The 19,909-nt window shown below is 75.1% G+C and carries 15 protein-coding genes and 1 pseudogene; 7 read left to right on the forward strand and 9 right to left on the reverse strand.

Annotated features, from left to right (window positions below; translation table 11 throughout):
* Positions 1 to 232: 232 nt before the first annotated feature.
* Positions 233 to 915, reverse strand: a pseudogene (locus EFE23_RS03495) (DUF3159 domain-containing protein).
* Between the two features lie 85 nt (positions 916 to 1,000).
* On the opposite strand from EFE23_RS03495, the gene EFE23_RS03500 reads away from it, so the two are divergent.
* Positions 1,001 to 1,888, forward strand: a complete 888-nt coding sequence (locus tag EFE23_RS03500) for a phosphatase PAP2 family protein (protein WP_199736900.1) — start codon at positions 1,001 to 1,003, stop codon at positions 1,886 to 1,888.
* Here the strand turns inward: EFE23_RS03500 and EFE23_RS03505 are convergent, their stop codons facing one another.
* A complete protein-coding gene (locus tag EFE23_RS03505) occupies positions 1,889 to 2,341 on the reverse strand; it encodes a YbhB/YbcL family Raf kinase inhibitor-like protein (RefSeq protein ID WP_123239422.1) in 453 nt (150 codons plus the stop codon).
* 112 nt (positions 2,342 to 2,453) lie between these two features.
* Between EFE23_RS03505 and EFE23_RS03510 the strand changes: the two genes are divergently transcribed.
* Positions 2,454 to 3,125: a maleylpyruvate isomerase N-terminal domain-containing protein gene (locus EFE23_RS03510; RefSeq protein ID WP_123239423.1), complete on the forward strand. Its 672-nt coding sequence runs from the start codon at positions 2,454 to 2,456 to the stop codon at positions 3,123 to 3,125.
* Positions 3,126 to 3,355: 230 nt separating this feature from the next.
* Entirely contained in the window at positions 3,356 to 4,999 is a 1,644-nt protein-coding gene (locus tag EFE23_RS03515; RefSeq protein WP_123239424.1) for a lipase family protein, read from the forward strand.
* Between the two features lie 19 nt (positions 5,000 to 5,018).
* Here the strand turns inward: EFE23_RS03515 and EFE23_RS03520 are convergent, their stop codons facing one another.
* A complete protein-coding gene (locus EFE23_RS03520) occupies positions 5,019 to 5,849 on the reverse strand; it encodes a DUF1028 domain-containing protein (RefSeq protein ID WP_123239425.1) in 831 nt (276 codons plus the stop codon).
* Between the two features lie 51 nt (positions 5,850 to 5,900).
* Positions 5,901 to 7,112, reverse strand: coding sequence for a low temperature requirement protein A (locus EFE23_RS03525; RefSeq protein ID WP_123239426.1), 1,212 nt, complete (start codon positions 7,110 to 7,112; stop codon positions 5,901 to 5,903).
* A 159-nt stretch (positions 7,113 to 7,271) separates the two neighbouring features.
* On the opposite strand from EFE23_RS03525, the gene EFE23_RS03530 reads away from it, so the two are divergent.
* The 4 genes from EFE23_RS03530 to EFE23_RS03545 all read left to right on the forward strand — a co-directional run bounded on the left by EFE23_RS03530 (position 7,272) and on the right by EFE23_RS03545 (position 10,466).
* Positions 7,272 to 8,252 (forward strand): LLM class F420-dependent oxidoreductase, encoded by a 981-nt coding sequence (locus tag EFE23_RS03530; RefSeq protein WP_123239427.1) that lies wholly within the window; start codon positions 7,272 to 7,274, stop codon positions 8,250 to 8,252.
* Between the two features lies 1 nt (position 8,253).
* Positions 8,254 to 9,051 (forward strand): SDR family oxidoreductase, encoded by a 798-nt coding sequence (locus EFE23_RS03535; RefSeq protein WP_123239428.1) that lies wholly within the window; start codon positions 8,254 to 8,256, stop codon positions 9,049 to 9,051.
* 67 nt (positions 9,052 to 9,118) lie between these two features.
* A complete protein-coding gene (locus EFE23_RS03540) occupies positions 9,119 to 10,015 on the forward strand; it encodes an aminoglycoside phosphotransferase family protein (protein WP_123239503.1) in 897 nt (298 codons plus the stop codon).
* A 148-nt stretch (positions 10,016 to 10,163) separates the two neighbouring features.
* Positions 10,164 to 10,466, forward strand: a complete 303-nt coding sequence (locus EFE23_RS03545; RefSeq protein ID WP_148058401.1) for a hypothetical protein — start codon at positions 10,164 to 10,166, stop codon at positions 10,464 to 10,466.
* A 41-nt stretch (positions 10,467 to 10,507) separates the two neighbouring features.
* Here EFE23_RS03545 and EFE23_RS03550 read toward each other — a convergent pair whose 3' ends face one another.
* The 5 genes from EFE23_RS03550 to EFE23_RS28725 form a co-directional block, all read right to left on the reverse strand.
* Entirely contained in the window at positions 10,508 to 12,748 is a 2,241-nt protein-coding gene (locus EFE23_RS03550) for a transglutaminase TgpA family protein (RefSeq protein ID WP_233600849.1), read from the reverse strand.
* Positions 12,749 to 12,807: 59 nt separating this feature from the next.
* A complete protein-coding gene (locus EFE23_RS03555; protein ID WP_123239430.1) occupies positions 12,808 to 13,980 on the reverse strand; it encodes a DUF58 domain-containing protein in 1,173 nt (390 codons plus the stop codon).
* Between the two features lie 10 nt (positions 13,981 to 13,990).
* Positions 13,991 to 14,986, reverse strand: a complete 996-nt coding sequence (locus tag EFE23_RS03560) for an AAA family ATPase (RefSeq protein ID WP_123239431.1) — start codon at positions 14,984 to 14,986, stop codon at positions 13,991 to 13,993.
* Positions 14,987 to 15,014: 28 nt separating this feature from the next.
* Positions 15,015 to 17,642, reverse strand: coding sequence for a fibronectin type III domain-containing protein (locus EFE23_RS03565; protein WP_123239432.1), 2,628 nt, complete (start codon positions 17,640 to 17,642; stop codon positions 15,015 to 15,017).
* Positions 17,643 to 17,791: 149 nt separating this feature from the next.
* Entirely contained in the window at positions 17,792 to 18,607 is an 816-nt protein-coding gene (locus EFE23_RS28725; RefSeq protein ID WP_233600850.1) for a fibronectin type III domain-containing protein, read from the reverse strand.
* Between the last annotated feature and the right edge of the window lie 1,302 nt (positions 18,608 to 19,909).

The following is a 19,909-nucleotide window of genomic DNA, read 5'->3' on the forward strand; positions in this document are numbered from 1 at the left end:
GGCACAGGGGGAACGGAGCGCCCGGCCGGCGGACGGCCTGATTCCCACGGTCAGGCCGGGTGGGCCGGCCGTCCGGCCGACGCAGCGGACGGACCGGCCCACCCTCGCGCCCAAAGTCGAACTTGCCGCGAAAACACCCGCGAAAATCTGCCCCCCGGGATCACACGACGGGCGGGAACGGAGTAACGTACATCACCAAGAGAGGCCGCTCCCCCCGTGGCGGCCTCTCTTTTCACGTTCCGGGGCGGCCGTCCGAATCGGACGGCGCCACCGGATGCCGCAACCCGGGATGACCCGGCGGCAGCGAGCGCCGGATCACCAGCCAACTCACCGCCAGCGTGGCCGCGACCAGCGGCCAGGCCAACACCACCCGGGCCACCACCAGCGCGAGCACCTGGCCCCCGAGCCAGAGCGGCACGAACACCGCCAGCCGCAGCAGGTACGTGGCCGCCCACACCCAGCTGCCCCGGCCGTACGCGCGCAGCAGCGCCGGATCGCGACGCCAGCGCCCGCGCTGCCCCAGCGCCGCGCCGACCACCACGCCCAGCAGCGGCCAGCGGATCACGACGCTGGCCGCCCAGGCCAGCCCGCTCGCCGCGTTCGAGGCCAACTGCAGCAGGAAGAAGTCGGTGGCCCGACCGGTCCGCAGCGCGATCAGCGCGGCCACGCAGACCGCGAGCAGCCCGATCAGCACCGAGCGCGGCCGGTCCCCACGGCGCAGCCGCCAGCCGGCCACGCCGCCCCGGCCGCCACCGCGGCGAGCACCCCGCCCCACAGACCGGCGACCAGCCAACCGAGCGCGAACGCCACCGGCGGCACCGTCGCGTCGACCGCCCCGCGCCGGCCACCGAGCAGGTCCGCCAGCGACTCCGGCCGGTCCCGGGCGGGCCGCTCCCGCTCCGGCCTACTGATCATCGGCGTCCCCTTCCGGCCCCGTCCTCAACCTAGGGGACGCACCCCGGTGGCCCAACGAGCGGCCAGCTCGCGCGGCCGTTACCGTGTGCGGGTGCGGGAGACGGCGCGCGGTTGGACCGCGGTCTGGTTGGTGGTACTGGCCCTGGCTCAGGCAGCCGCGTTGCTGCTGGTGTGGCGGTTCGCCGTGCACACCCGACTCGGCCAGTGGCTCGACACGGTCGCGTTGACCGGCAACCGGATCGGGCAGGACCGCATCGACGGGCCGGTGGACCGGCTGCTCAACGCCATGTCGGTGGTGTCCCTGCTGGTCGCGACCGCGGTGATCGGCTTCATCGCGCTGATCCGGGGCCGCAAGGCGCTCGCCGTCACCGCCACCCTGCTGATCGCCGGCGCCAACCTGAGCACCCAACTGCTCAAGCACTACCTGATCCGCCCCGACTTCGGCGTCGACCCGGAACGGGCGGCCGCCGGCAACAGCCTGCCCAGCGGCCACACCGCGGTGGCCGCGTCCGTCGCGGTCGCGCTGATCCTGGTGCTGCCCGCCAAGCTTCGGGTGCTCGGCGCGTACCTGGGCGCCGGCTACGCGGCCGCCGCCGGGGTGGCCACCCTCTCCGCCGGCTGGCACCGGCCCAGCGACGCCGTCGCCGCGTACCTGATCGTCGGTGGCTGGACCGCCGTGGGCGGCTTGGTGCTCCTGTTCTTCCAGCGCGAACGGGCGGCCATCTCGCCCGGGGACGCACACCGCCTGGCCGCCACCGTGCTCGGCCTGGCCGGCCTGCTCGCGCTCGTCGCGTCCGGGATCGCCCTCACCTGGCTCGCCGCCCGCTCCGGCACCCCCGCCGACCAGCTCGCCCGCCGCCCGCTCTTCATCGGGTACGCGGGCAGCGCGGCCGGCATCGCCGGGACGATCGCCGTGGTGGCCGCGCTGGTCCTCGCGGTGGTGCACCGCCTGGTGCCCCGCTACAAGGGCTGACTAACTGCGGAAGTACGTGCCGACCATCGTGCCGCTGGCGAACTCGCGGTCGGCGAGCGCGCGGTGCACGTCCTCGGCCTGAGGCGAGTCCGGCAGGTCGAGCGGTCGCTCGAGCGCGTAGAGCCGGAAGAAGTACCGGTGCGGGTCCTCGTGCCGGGGCGGGTTCGGCCCGGCCCACCCGGTGGCGCCGAAGTCGTTGGGCCACTCCCGGCCGCCGTCGGGCACGGCGCCCTCGGCCACCCCGCCGGACCGCGGCGAGATGCCGGTCACCAGCCAGTGCAGGAAGGGAGTCTTCCCGGCGTCCCGGTCCTCGACCATCAGGACCAGCTCGGTGGCCTCGGGGACCGGGGACCACTCCAGCGGCGGCGAGACGTTGCCGCCCTCCTGGGCGAACCGCCCGGGGAGCATGTCGTGGTCGTTGAACGCGGTGCTGCGGAGCATGATGCCGGCCATGGTTCGGCCCCTCCTCTCCTCGTCCACCGGCGCGTACCCGACCGGTGGGCGGCGAAACGGTGGTGGCAGGCTGGTCCGGCGGCACCGGACGGACCGGACGGGGAGGACGGCGATGGACACGGTACGCGCGGCGTTCCGCGACGAGTGCGCGCGGCTGGAGGAGGTGCTGGGCGGCCTGACCGCGGCCGACCTGGACCGGCCCACACCCTGCCCACCCTGGGCGGTACGCGACCTGCTCGCACACGTCCGCACCGGGGCCGGACGGCTGGTCGACATGCTCGCCGCCCCGGCGCCGGACCGGGCGGAGGTGGACGCCGCCGGCTACTTCGGGAGGGCCAAGTTCACCCCGGAGGTGGACCGGGACCGGATCGACAGCGCCCGACGGGAGGCGGGCGCGCCGGCCGGCGTACCGGAGGTGGCGGGCGGGTTCGCGCGGGCCTGGCGGGCCGCCGACGCGGCGGTCGCCGCGCAGCCGCCTGGTCGGCTGGTCCGCACCCGGCACGGCGACACGATGACGCTGACGGAGTTCCTGCGTACCCGGGTGGTGGAGGTCGGGGTGCACGGCCTGGACCTGGCGGACGCGCTGGACCGGCGGCCGTGGCTGACCCCGACGGCGGCGGACGTCCTGGCAGGGCTGCTGACCGGCGGTCGACCCTTGCCGGCCGGGTTGGGCTGGGATGCCCTGACGCTGTCCCGGAAGGCGACCGGGCGGGCGGCGATCACCGACCGGGAGCGGGCGCTGATCGATTCGGGCGGCTTGGGGGAACTCTCCTTCGGCGGCTGAACTGGCGCTCTCGGCCAATGGCTGGCGGGTTGGGCGCGATCCGGCCGACCAAGTCAGCCGCGCACCACATCTGTCGTCTCGAATCCTGCTCGGGGCCGAACCCTGGTGGGGCAGAATCAGAGTCTCGGGCAGGACATACCCAGGTGCCAGAAGATTCGACAGGACCGGCCGCGTCAACGCCCTGGAGGGCAGCCGCGGAAGCCGCTGGCTGCCGCGGGCGAGGAGGAGCGGTGTGGATCAGCCGACGTCGCTGGCGGCTGCTCGTCGTGGCCGCGGTGCCGGTGATGGCAGAGGTGGGGTTGCTGTATCTCGTGGGATTCCGACCCACTCCGGCCCTGGCCGTCCAGGTGACCAGCCTCTGGCCCATTGGCACCTATCACGACCTCCGCTGGGTGTTGGTGTATCACCGCTCCTGGCCCGGGTTCGCCCTCGAACTGGGTGCGGCTCTCGTGGCTCGCGGCCTGCTCAGCGCCGCACTGACGGCCCTGGCGTGGCCTGAAGGAAATTCCCGTCCGACACTGCCTCGACTGGTCGGACGACATCTCCGATTTGCTGCCGTCGTCGCCGCGGCCTTGCTGCCATGGACGGCGATGAGTGTCCTGGCCGCCGAGGTGTCGCTGTCCTGGCTGGTGTTCCTCGCGGTGCTGCCGGTTCTGCTACTTGTCCCGCTGTTCTCCACCGGTGGGATGGTCGGACGATGGTGGCGGGCGCCCCGAGCTGAAGTTGTTGGTCTCGGGCTGCTCGGGGTACTCCTCGCCACGGCTTGGGGGATGCTGCTCTCGGCTGCGCCCAGCTGGGCGGTGCTGCCCGTCGCCGGCCTCGCCGGTGCGAGCAATGGCCTGCTGTGGCAGCGAATGGTGACGGCGGCACTGCGAAGCGATACGCGCCGTGCCGACGCCAGCCGTTGGGAGAAGATCCCGGTCGCGCCAGCAGCAGCCGTGCTGCTGCTGGCGCTCATCCCGTTCGCTGGCGGCCGTTTCGCGGCTGCGGAGCGGCGGGCGGGAGAGGCACCGCCAGCAACCCTCGACCTGCCGATACTGGACAGCACCCATCGTCCGGTCATCTTCGTCGCCGGCTACAACTCCTATTACCAAGGCGCGTCGACGGTCGCGTCGAACGGTCTGGTGCACTATTCCTATCGGGGGATCGATCAGAGTGGTCGGCCGCGGCCCTACGTTCCGTACGACACCCGTCAGTCGTTGGTGACGAGTGCCCAACTACTGGCCGTCCAGCTTCACGACCTGCGGATCCGGACGGGGCATACCATCGCGCTGCTCGCGGAGAGCGAGGGATCCCTGATCGTCCGCTATTACCTGGAACACCTTCGCCAGCCCTGGGTCGACGCCGTCGCCTTGACCAGCCCGATCGTTCGCTCCGGCCGGGTGTATTACCCGCCACCGGGACAGCGGACCGGCTGGGGCGTGGCCACGGGGTGGCAGTTGCGCCTCCTATTCCGTCTCGCCGGCCGGGAGACCGCGCTGGGCACCCCGGACGAGCCGTTCCTCCGGTCCCTCCTGGACAACGCGCCGCTGTATCGGAGCCGCACCCTGTGCCCCGTCGACGGGGTACGTATGGTGGCCTTCCTGCCCACCGCCGACGCCTTCGCGGTCGCACCGGGCACCGAACGCCGGATCGCCGTCGTCGACGTCCTGGGCTTTCACGGTCTGCTGGTGGATCGTCCGGAAGTTCAGCGTCTGTTGGCGGACTTCCTCACTGGTGCGGCGCCGCTGCCCGTGAGCAGGGCGGACTACTCGATTCTCAACCGGATCGGCGCGGAGTGGCTGCCGCCGTCGCTGCTGTTGCGCCTGAACCCGGTGTGGAACGACGGGAATCCCCCGGACGCGGCCCTCAGCGAGCGGGCCTGCGTGCCGTGATCCGGAACCGGCCGTTACGTCACGAGCGGCGCAGGTGATCCAGGACGATCGGGTCGATCCGGCCGGGGACGATCCGCTCCTCCAGGTTCTCCACCCCGGCCCAGGAGGCGAGCGCGTCGTCCAGGCCGGCCGCGCCGACCGGGTGCCCGGCGGTGGCCAGCAGCGCGGCGACCTCCTCGGCGAGCGGCCCGGTGAGGTCGCGCAGGGTGGCCGGGTCGGGTTTGCCGAAGAGCATGGTGTGGATGTCGAGCAGCCGGCCCAGCTCGGTGACCGGGTCGGGGTGGTCGTCGACCCGCAGGTCGACCAGTTCGTCACCGGTGCCGGCGTAGCCGCCGCGCCGCTGCACCACCAGCAGGCCGGCGCTCTGCCGACCCCGGCGGTCGCCGCCGGCCCGGTCGCCGGCGTGCAGCGCGGCCAGCAGCCGCTGCGGGAAGGGCAGCCCGTCGCCGCCCAGCCAGGCGTCCCGGACCGCGTCGATGACGTGCGGGCCGGCGAGGATGTTGCCCTGCGCGGCCCAGCCGTCGCCGGCCTGGCCGCCGGCCCAGGGGTGGCAGCGCGGCCCGGTCCAGTTGGCCCCGTCACCGGTCGCCCCGACCACACCGACCTGCCGGTCGTCGCGGCCCGGGTCGGCGGCGACGAGGCCGGCCACCGTGTCGGCGGCGGCGACACCGCTGCGCAGCAGGGCCAGCCCCTGCCCGCGGTAGGCGAGGTTGACGTGCGCCTGGGTGGCCACCGCGCCGACCTCGGCCTCGGCGGCCGGGACCAGCGCGCCGGCGGCCAGGAACTTGCTGGCCACGGCGACGCCGTGCAGGCGGCCGTCGGCGGACCGGGCGACGATCGAGAAGGTCACCCGCGGATCGTAGCGTCGGGCCGGGTCGGCGGTCGTCCCGTGTAACGGGGCTCAGTACGGCGGAGCGGCCGCCTCCGGCGGGCGGCCCCAGGCCCGGCGGGCGTCGGCCATCGCGACCCCGAACAGCACCAGGGCGGCGGCCGCGGCCGAGATCAGCGGAGCCACGTGCACCAGCGGCGGCCCCAGCGCCACCAGAGCGCCCATCGCCATCCAGCGGGACGGCGACACCCGGCCGAAGACCTCGTACTCGAAGCGGGCCCGGCCGGCCAGAAAGATCAGCGGGCCGCCGAGGACCATGGCGATCCACGGGATCGTGTTATGGCCGGTCGGGTGCTCGTTGACGAGTTCGTAGCCGATCGCGGTGGCGACCACGCCGATCACCATCACCAGGTGGGTGTCGGCGGCGGAGCGGCCGATGGCGGCCGGGTGGGCGGCCCGGGTCACCGCCTCGGTCAGGATCTGCCCGGCCCGCTGCACGTAGATCCGCCAGAGCAGGATGGAGGTGACGAGGGCCATGGCGAACGCGGCGGTCCGGGTCGCGCTGAACGGGTCCCGGCTGTACGAGAAGCCGGCGACCAGGATCGTCTCGCCGAGGGCGACCAGGAAGAACTGCTGGTACCGCTCGGCCAGGTGTTCCCCGTGGATCTCCCAGCGGGAGACGGTCGACCGGCCCAGCCCTGGGACCGGCCAGCCGAACCGGGCGGCGAGGTACTCCAGGGCCAGCGCGATGCTCCAGAGCACCACCTCGGGGTTGGTGGGCAGCACCGCCCCGGCGATCCAGAGCACCCCGGTCGCGCAGAAGGTGATCAGCATGCGCAGCTTCAACCGCCGGTACTGATGCCGGCGCAGCACCAGCAGCAGGATCCCCGGCCGGCTCACCTGGGCCACCACGTACGCGGTGCCGAAGGCCAGGGCGGTTGTCGTGAACGCGCGAGGGGTCGCCACCCCCATCACCATGCTGCTGACCAGCGCAATGATCACGACCGTCTGGAGCCAGATGTGGTGCGGGTCGTACCGGCTGGTGGTCCATGCCGTACCCTGCCAGACCGCCCACAGCGCGAAGAGCAGCAGCAGGGTCTTGCCGCCGCCGGTCACCGCCGTCCAGCCGGTCTGCTGGGGCTCCAGGGCCAGGTCCTCGAAGGCGCGGGCAGAGATCCGGGTCAGCGCGAAGACGAACACCAGGTCGAAGAAGAGTTCCAGAAAAGTCGCCCGGTTCGGGCCATGCTCCTGGGAGCGCAGAGCGGCGGGCTCGCTGATCTTCACGCCTGCCTCCCGCTCTCGGCCCGGTCCACCTGGCAGTCGTAACACTCATTCCCGGCAAGACGGCAAACATTGCCTGCATCGCCCCCGTCCGGACTGATCGGGATCTTGCTCCGGGCGACGGCGAGCGGGCACGATCGACCGGTGACGAACCGATGGGGCATGACCGTGCCGCTGGGCGGCATCGCACTGGCCGACCACGCCGCCGTCTACGCGGCCCTCGACCGGGCCGGTTTCACCGACGTCTGGTCCTCGGAGGTGGCCGGCACCGACGCGTTCACCCCGCTCGCCCTCGCCGCGGCCTGGCAGCCCCGGCTCCGCCTCGGCACCGCCATCGTCCCGAGCTTCACCCGGGGGCCGGGACTGCTCGCGATGAGTGCCGCCGCGCTCGCCGAGGCCGCGCCGGGCCGGTTCGCGCTCGGCATCGGCGCCTCCTCGCCGGTGCTGGTGCGCGACTGGAACGCCGTCCGCTTCGACGAGCCGTTCAAGCGCACCCGGGACACGCTGCGTTTCCTGCGCGCCGCGCTGCGCGGGGAAACCGTCGACGAGGTGTACGACACCTTCACCGTCCGCCGGTTCACCCTGGAACGCCCGCCGGCCGTGCCCCCGCCGGTGCTGCTGGCCGCGCTGCGCCCCGGCATGCTGCGCCTCGCCGCCGCCGAGGCCGACGGGGTGATCCTCAACTGGCTCTCCGCCGACGACCTGCCCACCGCCCTCGCCGAGCTGGGCCAGCGCCGCCCGGGCTTCGAGGTCGCCGCCCGGATCTTCGTGTGTCCCACCGAGGACACCGCGCACGCCCGGGCGTTGGGCCGCCGGCTGATCACCGGCTACCTCACCGTGCCCGCGTACGCGGCCTTCCACCGCTGGCTCGGCCGGCAGGAACAGCTCGGCCCGATGTGGCAGGCGTGGGCGGCCGGCGACCGGCGGGGCGCGTCGGCGGCCGTGCCGGACGAGGTCGTCGACGCGCTGGTGCTGCACGGCTCGCCCGAGCGGTGCGCCGCCCAGGTCCGCCGGTACGCCGACGCCGGGGTGGACGTACCCGTGCTGGCGCTGCTGCCCACCCCGGAGCTGACCAGCGGCGGCGCGGCGGCGCTGGCCGCGCTGATCCCCCGGCTCGGACCCGGCGGCGGGGAGGGCCGCTGAGATGAACCTGACCGACCGGGTGGCCGTGATCACCGGCGGGGCGGGCGGCATCGGCTCGGCGCTCGGCCGCCGGTTCGCCGCCGAGGGCGCCGCCGCGGTCGTCCTCGCCGACCTGGACGCCGACGCCGCCCGGATGGTGGCCGAGCGGATCGGGCCGGTCGCGCACGGCGTCGGCCTGGACGTCACCAACGCCACGCAGGTGCACGCGCTGGTCGACGAGACCGAGCGGCGGTACGGACGGATCGACCTGTTCTGCGCCAACGCGGGCGTGGCCACTGGCGGGGGAGTGGACGCCCCCGACGCCGACTGGGAGCGGGCCTGGCAGGTCAACGTGCTGGCCCACGTGCACACCGCCCGGGCGGCGCTGCCCGGGATGCTGCGGCGCGGCCAGGGCTACCTGCTCTTCACCTGCTCGGCGGCCGGCGTGCTGACCGCCGTGGGCGACGCCCCGTACACCGCCACCAAACACGCGGCGGTCGGCTTCGCCGAGTGGCTCGCCATCACCTACCGCGACCAGGGCGTCCGGGTCAGCGCGCTCTGCCCGCAGGGCGTGGACACCCCGATGCTCGCCGACGGGCTCGCCGCCGGGCACCTGGGCGCCCGGGTGATCGCCGCGTCCGGCGCCGTGCTCACCCCCGACCAGGTCGCCGACGCCACCATCGCCGGGCTGGCCGAGGAGCGGTTCCTCATCCTGCCGCACCCCGAGGTCGCCACGTACGCCCGGCGCCGGGCCGAGGACCCGGACGGCTGGCAGGCCGGCCTGCGCAAGCTGGTCCGCAAGCTGCGCGCCGCCGGCTGAGGGACCGGCCGCCGGTAATCCCGGTTGCGGCTGACGATCAGGCTGGGCGATGCTGCCGGCCGTGCAGATGCATGCCAACCAGCTGGCCGTGCCGGTCGAGACGGTACGGGCGTTGCTCGACGAGCAGTTCCCCGAGTGGCGGGACCTGCCCGTCCGGCGCGTACCGTCGGACGGGACCGTCAACGCCATCTTCCGCATCGGCGACCGCCTCGCGGCCCGGTTCCCCCTGCAGCCCCGCGACCCGGAGTCGGCACGGCGCTGGCTGGCGGCCGAGGCGGAGGCCGCCCGTGAGCTGGCGGCGCGCACCCGCTTCCCCACGCCCGAGCCGGTCGCCCTCGGCGAGCCCGGAGCGGGCTACCCCCTGCCCTGGTCGGTGCAGACCTGGTTGCCCGGCGTGGTGGCCAGCGACGACGACCCGGCCGAATCCGTCGGGTTCGCCCACGACCTGGCCGAGTTCATCACCGGCGTACGCGCCATCGACACGCGCGGCCGCACCTTCGGCGGAACGGGGCGCGGCGGTGACCTCCGCACCCACGACGCGTGGCTGGAGACCTGTTTCGACAGGAGCGAAGGGCTGCTGGACGTCCCGCGCCTGCGCCGGATCTGGGCGGACCTGCGGGACCTGCCGCGCGGCGGCGCCGACGTGATGAGCCACGGCGATCTCATCCCCGGCAACGTGCTCGTGTCCGGCGGGCGGCTGGCCGGCATCCTGGACGTCGGCGGGCTCGGACCGGCCGACCCCGCCCTGGACCTGGTGAGCGGCTGGCACCTGCTCGAGGCCGGGCCCCGGCAGGTGCTCCGCGCCGAGCTCGGCTCCGACGACCTCGAATGGCAACGCGGCAAGGCATGGGCGTTCGCGCAGGCGATGGGGGTCGTCTGGTACTACGTCGAGAGCAACCCGGTCATGAGCCGGATGGGTCGGCGCACCCTGGCGCGCATCATGGCGGACGGGTCGTCCGTCTGATTCCTGGTCCGGAAGCGGCAGGACCCGGGCCCGGTCCTGCCGACCGGATGACAACGCCAGCCGCGGCGAATCCTGTCCCTCGCCGTAACGCGGTCGCCGCGCCGGTCGCTCTACCACCGTGCGACTTCGATCGACGAGGACAACTGACGTGTGCCGCCACGGAGCGGTGCTGGCCGCCGCGGGGGCCACGCTCCTCGCGGGCTGTGCCGACCCGGAGCCGGCCGAGTGGGTGGCGCCACAGGTGACCGCCACCGCGTCGGCCAGCCCCACGGCGGTGCGGCCGGCCCGGGTGACGTCCGCGTGCAAGGTGCTGACCGCCGACGCCGTCGTCGACCTCATGGGCGGCACGTCGACGACCAGGCTGAAGGCGCGTGAGGACGGCATCGACGACCTCGGCGACGGCGCGAAGCGGTACACCTGCGGCTACGGGCGGGACGGCAGAGGTCGCTGAGCACTTCGTCGGCCGGCTCTGACCGCGCCAGCCCCCGGCCGTCAGCGCCGCCAGCGCAGCGGCCCCGGGTGCACCGTCCACAGCAGCCGCCGCCACCGGGGACGGGCGGCGCGCAGCGCGGCGACGTACCCGGCGGCCAGCGCCGCCGCCCGGTCCGCCTGCGCTGGCGTCGCGGTGCCCGGGGCGAAGCCGACCTGGTTGAGCAGGGCAGCCAGCTCGTCGACATCCCCGCCGGCCGCGTCCGCGGCCGCCGCCGGGTCACCCGCCGCGCGAGCCCCGGCGAGGGTACGGCGCGCCTGCGCGGCGACCTCGGTGGCGGCCAGGTCGTGGCCGGCCGGGTGGCCGGACAGCCGCAGCGCGTCGGTCAGCTCCCGCCAGGCGCCGGCGATCCGCCCGCCGGGGTCACCCCGGTGCAGCCGGGCCCGGCTCAGGTTGCGGCGCAGCAGCATCAGGGTCAGCAGCACCAGGCCGACCAGCAGCACCAGGCCGCCGACACCGCCGCCGACCAGCACCGGCGTACCCGGGCCGCCCCGGCCCCCGGCCGACGCGGGCGCGGCCTCGGCCGGGGGAGTGGCGGTGGCCTCCAGGGTCGGCTCCGGCACCTCCGACGGGGGCGGGGTGTCCGGCGGCGGGCGGAAGTCCTCCTCCACCGGGCGGGGCTCCTCGTCCGGCCGGGGCATCGGGTCGAACGGCACCCAGCCGAGGCCGTCGAAGAGCACCTCCGGCCAGGCGGACGCGTCCGCCGCCCGGACCGGGCCGTCACCCTTGGGGTCGAAGCCCACCACCACCCGGGTGGGCAGCCCGGCCAGCCGGCCCAGCACCGCGAACGCCGCCGCGAACTGCTCCGAGGTGCCCCGCTGCCCACCGCCGTTGCGCGGTCCGAAGAGGAAGAACGCCAGGTTCGGGTACGCGTGCCCGCTCGGCGCGTCCGCCGTCACCCGGTAGTGCTCGGCGAGGAAGTCCTGGATGGCGGTGGCCCGCGCGTACGGGGCGCCGTTCTCCTCGGCCAGCTGGGTGGCCAGCCGGCGCAGCTGCTCCGGCGCCCCGTCGGCGACCCGCAGCACCCGGGCGACCGCGTCCCCGGCCGGCACGTTCGCCGTGGCCAGCAGGTTCGTGTCCGGCCGCTCCCGCACCGAGGTGACCGTGTACCGCAGCCCCAGGGCCAGCCCCTCGGGCCGGATCAGCGTCCCGGTCGCCGGGTCGTACGCCACCCGGGCGCCGGACACCTCGCGCGGCGTCGGCACGGCCGGCAACAGCCGCCCGGTCAGATCGGCCACGGTGATCCGCTGGCGGATCGTGTCGGTGCTCGCCCCGGGCGCCGGTGTCGCGGCCGGCAGGATCCGCCCGGCGTTGCGGTAGGTGGCCCCGACCCGCCAGGTCACCCCGTCGTAGTCGCTGAGCACCGCCAGCCGGATCCTCGGCGCGTCGCCCGCCGACGCGCCCGCCTCGGTCCGCACGTCCAGCAGCTGCTGGTCCGGGTTGAGCGCCCACCCGGAGATCCGGATCAGCGGGTTCTCATCCAGCGACTCGACCTGCGGCGGCTCGACGTACCGGCGGGGATCGACCGGGCGGTCGTCCACCTGGCCGGCGACCACGGGGGCGAGCAGGGCGGCGAGGGCCACCACCACCGCCACCCCCGCCGCGCCGGCGGCGAACAGGCGCAGCCGCACCGCCGGGGCCAGCCCGGCCGCCGGGTCCGCCGACCCCGGCCGGTCCGGCCGCCCGGAAGGTGCCGCCAGACCGGCGGCGGCGACCGCCGCGAACAGCACCGACGGCCCGATCGCCGGATCCGCGTTCGGGCCGACCACGTACAACGCGCCCGCGTACAGCAGCGCCGGCGGCAGGTAGCCCAGCAGCACCCGGCCCGTGCGCAGCGCCACCTCGGCGGCGGTCAGCCCGGCCAGCCAGGCGGCGACCAGCGGCACCAGCACGGTGTCCGGCGCCGGCTCGACCGGGATCATCGCGGTCAGCAGCCGGGGGACGGCATTGCGGGCGGCGTCCGCGGCCACCGCGCCCAAGCCGCCGGGCAGCGCGGCATGGGCGGCGGCCAGCTTCAGCGACAGCACCGTCCAGCCGGCCAGGCCGGCCACCGACAGGGGCGCGACCAGCCAGGACGGCAACCGTCGGGCGGCGACGCTGACCAGCACCGAGCCGATCGCCGCGCCGACCATCAGGCGGGTCAGCAGCGGCCCCGCGTACACCCGGCCCAGCACCACGCCGGCCAGGGAGATCATCACGATCAGGGCGAGCGGCACCGGGACCGCCCGCAGCGCCCGCGCCACGGCCCGCTCCCGCGGCGGCCCGGCGGGCGCGTCCGCACCGGCCGGCGCCGGCGACAGCGTCACCACCGGCGGATCCCGTCCCACTCGGCGGCGAACTCGGCCCCGTCGGCGGCGTCCACCACCGTCAGGCCCGCCGCGCCGGCCGGCGTCGGCCCGGCCGCGCCGAACACCCCCACCACCACCGACGGGTACGCGCCGCGCAGCGCGCCCACGTGCCCCAGGTCCCCCCGGGCGCCCGGCCCGGTCAGGAAGACCAGCGTGTCGCCGAGCCGGTCCTGCCGCAATCGGCTCATCGCGGCACGCAGCACGTCCACCCCGCCCTCGGCCAGCTCCACCGCGGCCAGCCGGTCCAACGGCGCGGTCGACGTCTCTAGGCCGGCCCCGCCAGCGGTGTCGTCGCCGGGCGGGGCGACCAGCAGCAGGCTCACCGGCAGATCCTCGCGGACCGCGGCGGCCACCACCGACGCGGCCGCCTCGCACGCCGCCTCGAACGACTCGGCCACCCCGTCCACCCGGTCCGGGTGGGCGGCCGCCCGGTTGTCCAGCACCACCACGAGCCGGGGCAGGCTGGTGTCCACGTTCTCCCGCACCATCAACTCGCCCACCCGGGCACTGGTCCGCCAGTGCACCCGGCGCAGCTCGTCGCCGACCACGTACTCCCGCAGCGAGTCGAAGGTGATCGAGCCGTGCGGCACGCTGTCGGTCCGCCCGTCCAGGCTGCGCCCCGCCCCGGTCGGCACCGCCCGCAGCGGATGGATGCGCGGGTGCACCCAGACCGGCACCCTGCCCCCGTACGAGCGGGCCAACGCGACCAGCCCCAGCGGATCGCGGCGGGTCACCCGCAGCGGCCCGACCGGCACCACGCCGCGGCGGTGGGTCGGTACGTCGTAGCGGACCGTGGTGTCCCGACTGGGCCGCAGCCGCAGCAGCGGGACCGGGACCAGCCGGCCGCCGCAGCGGTCCTCGGCGACCAGGTTCGCCGCCCGCAGCCGCCCCGTGTTGCGTACGGTCAACGTCATGGCGGCCGGCTCACCCCGCGCCACCCGGTCCGGGTCGGCCGTCCGCTCGACCGCCAGCCGGGGCCGCCACGCGGCGGTGGCCAGGGCGTACCCGAGCGCCACGACGGCCGCCGCGCCGAGCACGGTCAGCTCCGGGTACGCGTACCGGAAGCCGACGCCGAGCAGCACGACGGCGGCCACGAGCAGCCCGATGCCCCGGGCGGTGATCCCCACGCCGGTGCCGTCAGCCGTGCACCGGGGCCGGCTGGCCCGACGGCAGCGGCACCGGCACCGACGCCACCGCCTGGCGCAGCACCTCGGCGGCGGTCACCCCGCGCACCTGCGCGTCCGGGGTGAGCAGCAGCCGGTGCGCGAAGACCGGCTCGGCGAGGGTCTTCAGGTCCTCCGGCATGATCCAGCCCCGGCCGTCGATCAGCGCGTACGCGCAGGCCGCCCGGGTCAGCGCGATCACCCCGCGGGGGCTGACCCCGACCCGCACCTGCGGGTGGTTGCGGGTGGCCGCCGCCAGGCGCACCGCGTACGCGTACAGCGGCTCGGCGATGTGCACGCGGCGGGCCATCCGCACCATCTCCCCGACGGTCGCGGTGTCGGTGATCGCGGTCAGCGAGTCGGGGGAGCGGACCGTGGCGCCGCGCAGCACCTCCACCTCGACCGCCTCGTCGGGGTAGCCGACGGAGAGCTTCACCAGGAACCGGTCCAGCTGGGCCTCGGGCAGCCGGTAGGTGCCGTCCATCTCCACCGGGTTCTGCGTGGCCACCACCAGGAACGGCTGCGGCACCGGATGCCGGACACCGTCCACGGTGACCGTCCGCTCCTCCATCACCTCCAGCAGCGCCGACTGGGTCTTCGGCGACGCCCGGTTGATCTCGTCGGCGATGACGATGTTGGCGAAGACCGGACCCGGGTGGAACTCGAAACCCCGGGTGGCCTGGTTGAAGATGGTCACCCCGGACACGTCCGACGGCAGCAGGTCCGGGGTGAACTGGATCCGTCGCCACTGGCCCTTCACCGTCGCCGCGACGGCCCGGGCCAGGGTGGTCTTACCCACCCCGGGCACGTCCTCGAGCAGGACGTGCCCCTGGGCGAACAGCGCGGTCAGCGCCAGCCGGACCACCTGCGGTTTGCCCAGCACGACCGCGTTGACGTTCTCGGCCAGCCGGGCGGCGAGGGCGGCGAAGCCCTGCACCTCCGGCTGGGTGAGCGGTTCCTGGGTGTTCACGTGCGGGTGGCTCCTCCGGCGGGAAGGGTCAGCAGGTGGGCAGGAGGTTGATGTTGTCGCCGCCCTCCAGGTTCAGCCAGGCCCACGGGATGTAGTTCTTCCCTGAGTACGCGACCTGCACCCACCAGGTGCTGCGCTTGTCGTTGTTGTAGATGTAGGCGTAGACCTCTTCACCCTGCTTCTTGCAGTACGCCCGCAGCCGGGTGCCGGGCTTCGCCCAACCCACCTGCTTCGAGTTGACCTGCTGCGGGATCGAGAAGATCTCGTTGCCGTTGCGGCCGGACACTTCCGCATTGCAGTAGGTCGCCTCCGCCCCGGAAGAGCCGTTGTTGCAGGTGGCGATGCCGTAGAGCGGGTCGGTGGCCTGCGCCTTCGTGGCGGTGCCCTTGCCGGCCGCGTTCGTCGCGGTCACCGTCACCGTGTACGACGTGCCCGGCGTCAGCCCGGTCACCCGCAGGCTGGAGCAGCTGCCGCTGGCCGTCTTGCCGCCGGTCGCCGCCGAGCAGGTGGCCTTGCCGCCACCGGCGTCCACCGTGAACGACACGGTCACCGAGGTGGCGTCCGCCGACGACCCGGTCACGGTGACCCGCGGCGCGGCGACCGTCCGCGCCGTGGTGCTGGCCTCCGGGCCGGGACCGGCCTCGTTGACCGCCTTCACCTTCACCGTGACGTTCTGCCCGTCGCCGAGACCGCCCACCGTGGCCCGGGTGTCGGTCACCTCGCTGGTCTTCCCGCCGGCGTCCACCAGGTACTTCGTGACCGGCCGACCGTTGTCCACCGCCGGCGCCCACTGCACCGCGACGGTGCCCGGCTGGTCGGCCACCGTGGACGCCTTCAGCTCGGTCGGCGCAGCCGGGGCGGTGAAGGGCACCACCGTGTTGCTCACCGGGGACGCCTTCGAACCGGCGCCCTTGTCGCTCACCGCGATGACCGTGAACGCGTACTGGGTGCCGTACTCCAGCTGGCCGGCCGGCATCACCAGCTCGGTCTTCGCCGACTCGCCGGCCGGGGCGGTGGCGCCCGCCGAGGTGGCGGTGACCGCGTACCTCGCGATGGTGTTGCCCTGGCCGTTCGCGGCCGGCCACGTCACCAGCACCGTGCCGTCCGGCCGCGCCTCCGCCGTCACGCCGGCCGGCGGGTCCGGCACCTCCGCGGTCGGCACCACCGGGTTGCTCCGGCGGGCCGGCCCGTCGCCCTTGGCGTTGACCGCGTGCACCTCGAACGTGTACGTCTCGCCGTTGGTCAGGCCGGTGATCTCCACCGCACGCTGGTTCGCGCCCACCTCGCGCCGCTGTCCGCCGCCCTCCACCACGTACTTGGTGATCGCGGCGCCGTTCGACGCGGCCGGCTGCCAGCTCACCCGCGCCGACGCGTCACCGGCCGCGGCGGTCACCTTGCGCGGCGCCCCCGGCTTGCCCACCTTCGGCTTCTTCGGCGGGGGCGGCGGCAGCGGCGCCGGCGGCGGGTCGCCGCCGAGCACGTCGTTGGCGTACTTGTCGACCTCGCGGACCTGGTTCCGGTCGTCGACGACCTGCGCGGTGGACGAGTTCGGCGGGTTGATGAACAGGTGGTTCTCGCGAACCTCCAGCTCCATCGGACCGGGCCGGCCGGACCCCTTGATGGTGTCCACCAGTTGCCCGTCGGCGTCGAAGGAGTAGACGGTGCCGGTGTCCTCGTCGGCGACGTAGAACCGGCCCGCCCAGGCCACCGCCGGGGTGAGCCGGTCACCCGCGCCGGGCACCGTGAACTGCCGCACGTCGGCGCCGTCGCGCACCACGTGCACCTTCCGCTCGCCGGGCACCGTCACCGGCACCTGCGGCCCGCTGGTACGCACCGGCAGGCTGCCCGGGGCCGCCATGGTGAGGTTCGCCCGCTTCGTCCGGCCGCCCTGCACGGTCACCAGCGAGGCGGAGGTGCGATCCAGCACCGCGACACCCTCGTCCAGGGTGGACACCACCAGCTCGTGGCTCGGCTCGGCCACCTCGTACGTCTCGACCTGCTTCGGGCTCAGTCCGGCGGCCGGCGCGTCGCCCGGCGTCTTCGGCAACTCGGCCGCGGTCACCGCCGACACCGTGCCCTCGCTGGGCACCGCGATCCACAGCCGGCCCGCCCCGTCGAACGCGCCACCGGTGATGCCCGGCGGGTAGTGCACCGGCTCGCCTACCGGAGTCAGCGCGCGCGGGTCGAGCTGCCGCACGATGCCCTGCACCGCGTCGACCACGAACGCCGAGTCCTCGTGCAACGCCACACTTACCCCGAACCCGGGGGCGGTCGGGGTGGTCGCGGTGATCTGCAGCGTGGCCAGGTCCAGCGAGCTGACCTGCCCGGTGTTCAGGTCCCGCAGGATCAGCAACCGGTCGGTCTGGGTGACCTGCATCGGGTGCCGCCGCGCCCCCGGCACCTCCATCCGGGTGTCCACCCGCGCGGTGACCCCGTTGACCCGGGCCACCTCGCTGCGGGTCGTGCTCCACAACCACGAGCTGGCGTCGTAGCTGGCCACCGCGTTGTCCGCGGCACCGAGGCCGAGCACGGTCAACCCCATCGCGGCCAGCAGCGCCGCCACGGTGCCGATGGTGACCAGTCCGCCGCGCATCCGGCGGGAACGGGTCCGGGGCGCGTCCGCCCCGGTGCTCGTGACGTCCTCGATGGTGGCCACTGCCGGCTAGCCTCCCCAGGTCGGTGGGGGAGGCGCCGCGCGTGGTCGACCCTCCCCAGAGCCGGGAGCCATCATAGGGGCCGGCCGACGATCGGGTAACCCGCACCGTCCTCCTGTGGACACCCAGCGTGTCGCTGTGGACGGCCGGGTCAGTTTGTCGGCGTACCCCGCTCCCGGTCGGTGCAGACCTGACCCGAGGTCGCGTAGGTGTCCGTCGAGTAGACCGCCAGCACCGTGAAGCAGTAGTCCAGCTTCGGACTCAACCCGTTCACCGTGTACGTGGTCGTCCCCGCGTCCACCGTGGCCATCACGCCCAGCTTCTGCCCCGCCCGGCCACCGGCCACCACGAACGGCACCCCGCCGTCGCTCGGGTCCGTCCAGCTCACCGTGATCGTGGTGCTGTCGTCGCGCAGCTTCAGCTCACCCGGCGGCGGGCCGCTCACCTTCGGCTTCACCCCGCCCGTCGCGGGCGGCGGCCCGGGCTCCGGCGCCGCGTCGCGGTTCAGCACCACCGCGCCCACACCCACCGCCGCCGCCACCGCGACCACCGCCGCCCCGACCGCCACGGCCACCACCGCCCGGTTACGGCCGCGCGGCTCCGGCTCCTCCGCACCCAGCGGGTACGCGGGCGGTTGATGGAACGGCGCCGGCACCGCCGGCAACGCCCCCTGCTCCGGGTACGCCTGCGGCCCCGGCTGGGCCGAGTCGGGGAAGGTCAGCAGCTCGTCGTAGACCGGCAGCGACCCGGGACGTTCGTCCTCGGGCTCGTCGGCCTTCGGCATCGTCGGATCGACCGGGCCCCGCTCCGGCTCGGCGTCCTCGTCCGAAGGCGGCTCCGACCTCGGGTCGGCCGGCCGGTCGGCGACCGGCTGCGACGGCCCGACGCTGCTCCACGGCGGGGCGGTCAACCCCCACGGCGGCACCGGCGACGCGCTCACCGGCGCGGCGGCCGGCGGCCCGCTCACCGGATAGCCAGGTACCGGCGGTGCGCTGACCGGTGGCGCCGGCGGACCGGACGCGGGCGGCGCGCTGAACGGCGCCTGGTACGGCGGCCCGCTGTACGGCGAACCGCTCACCGGCGGCGCGCTGAACGGCGCCGGGTAGGGCGGACCGCTACGCGGCGGCGCGTAGACCGGGGCCGCGCTGGTTGGCGCGTCGCCCGCCGCAGGCGAACTTCCCGGCGGTGCGCTCGTCGGCGGCGTGCTGACTGGCGGTCCGCTCGTTGGCGGCGTGCTGACGGGCGGTGTGCTCGTCGGCGGTGCGCTGACTGGCGGCGCGCCCATGGGCAGTGCGCTCGTCGGCGGTGCGCTCACGGGCGGCGCGCTCATGGGCGGTGTGCTGACTGGCGGTGCGCTCATGGGCGGTGCGCTTGTCGGCGGTGCGCTGAAGGGCCCGCCGCCTGCGGGAGGTGAGCCGGCCGGCGGTCCACTCTCCGGCGGTGCACTGGCGGGTGCCGCATCCGCCGGCCTGCCCACCGGACCCGCCTCGAAGGGCCCTCCGCTGACCGATGCCACGCTCCCCGAGGCCTCGCCGACCCGCGACGCCTGGCCACCGTGCCCACCGTCCCCCGGCTCGCGGACGGAGGCATCGCCGCCGTGCTCCGGTCCGCGGACGCCGGGTCCGGCGGCGGCCGGATCACCGACGGGCGGACCGCTGACCGGCGCGGTGGGGGCCACCGGGGTGGCGGAGGTGGACGACGCGGCGGCGCGTTCCATCTCCTCCTGCAGCAGCGGGCCGATCTGCTGGACCTGGACGGTCGGCTTGTCCCAGCCGGGCGCCGGGGCGGTCGAAGCGGGCGCGCCGTCGGCCGGGCCGGTTCGGTCCGGCCCGGCCTCGCCGCCCGATCGTTCCGGCCCGCTCGCCGGGCCGGCCTCGCCGCCCGTGCTCGGCGCCGGTGCGACCGGACGCGGCCTGGGCGCCGCCGGGGACTCCGTCGCTGGCGGTGGCGAGGGCGGTGCGGACGGCGGCACCGGGTTCGGGGCCTGCGGCGCCGGGACGACCGGCGGCGGGGGAAGGGTACGGACGGCCGGCGATGCCGAGGTCGCCGCCGGCGTCGGGGCATTCCCGGGCCCGTCGGGGCGCGGCGCCGCCGGGACCGGGATCACCGGCGTCGGCGGCAGGGGAGCCGCCGGACGTGGCGCGACCGTTGGCGGTGCGTCCATCGATGCTCGGGTCGCAACTGGTGGCGGAGGCGGGCCATCCGGGTGCGGGGCCACCGCCGGTGGTGGCGGGACCGGCACGCCGATGCCGGAGACGGGCCGGGCGGG

Origin of the sequence: Micromonospora solifontis (genome assembly GCF_003725545.1) — a bacterium.
In the GTDB taxonomy this organism is placed as follows: domain Bacteria; phylum Actinomycetota; class Actinomycetes; order Mycobacteriales; family Micromonosporaceae; genus Micromonospora; species Micromonospora solifontis.

Excerpts from the sequence above, each read along its gene's own strand:
- EFE23_RS03510 (WP_123239423.1), top strand. The coding sequence starts at position 2,454 with ATGGACACGGTACGCGCGGCGTTCCGCGACGAGTGCGCGCGGCTGGAG.
- EFE23_RS03505 (WP_123239422.1), bottom strand. The coding sequence starts at position 2,341 with ATGGCCGGCATCATGCTCCGCAGCACCGCGTTCAACGACCACGACATG.
- EFE23_RS03535 (WP_123239428.1), top strand. The coding sequence starts at position 8,254 with ATGAACCTGACCGACCGGGTGGCCGTGATCACCGGCGGGGCGGGCGGC.
- EFE23_RS03530 (WP_123239427.1), top strand. The coding sequence starts at position 7,272 with ATGACCGTGCCGCTGGGCGGCATCGCACTGGCCGACCACGCCGCCGTC.
- EFE23_RS03540 (WP_123239503.1), top strand. The coding sequence starts at position 9,119 with ATGCATGCCAACCAGCTGGCCGTGCCGGTCGAGACGGTACGGGCGTTG.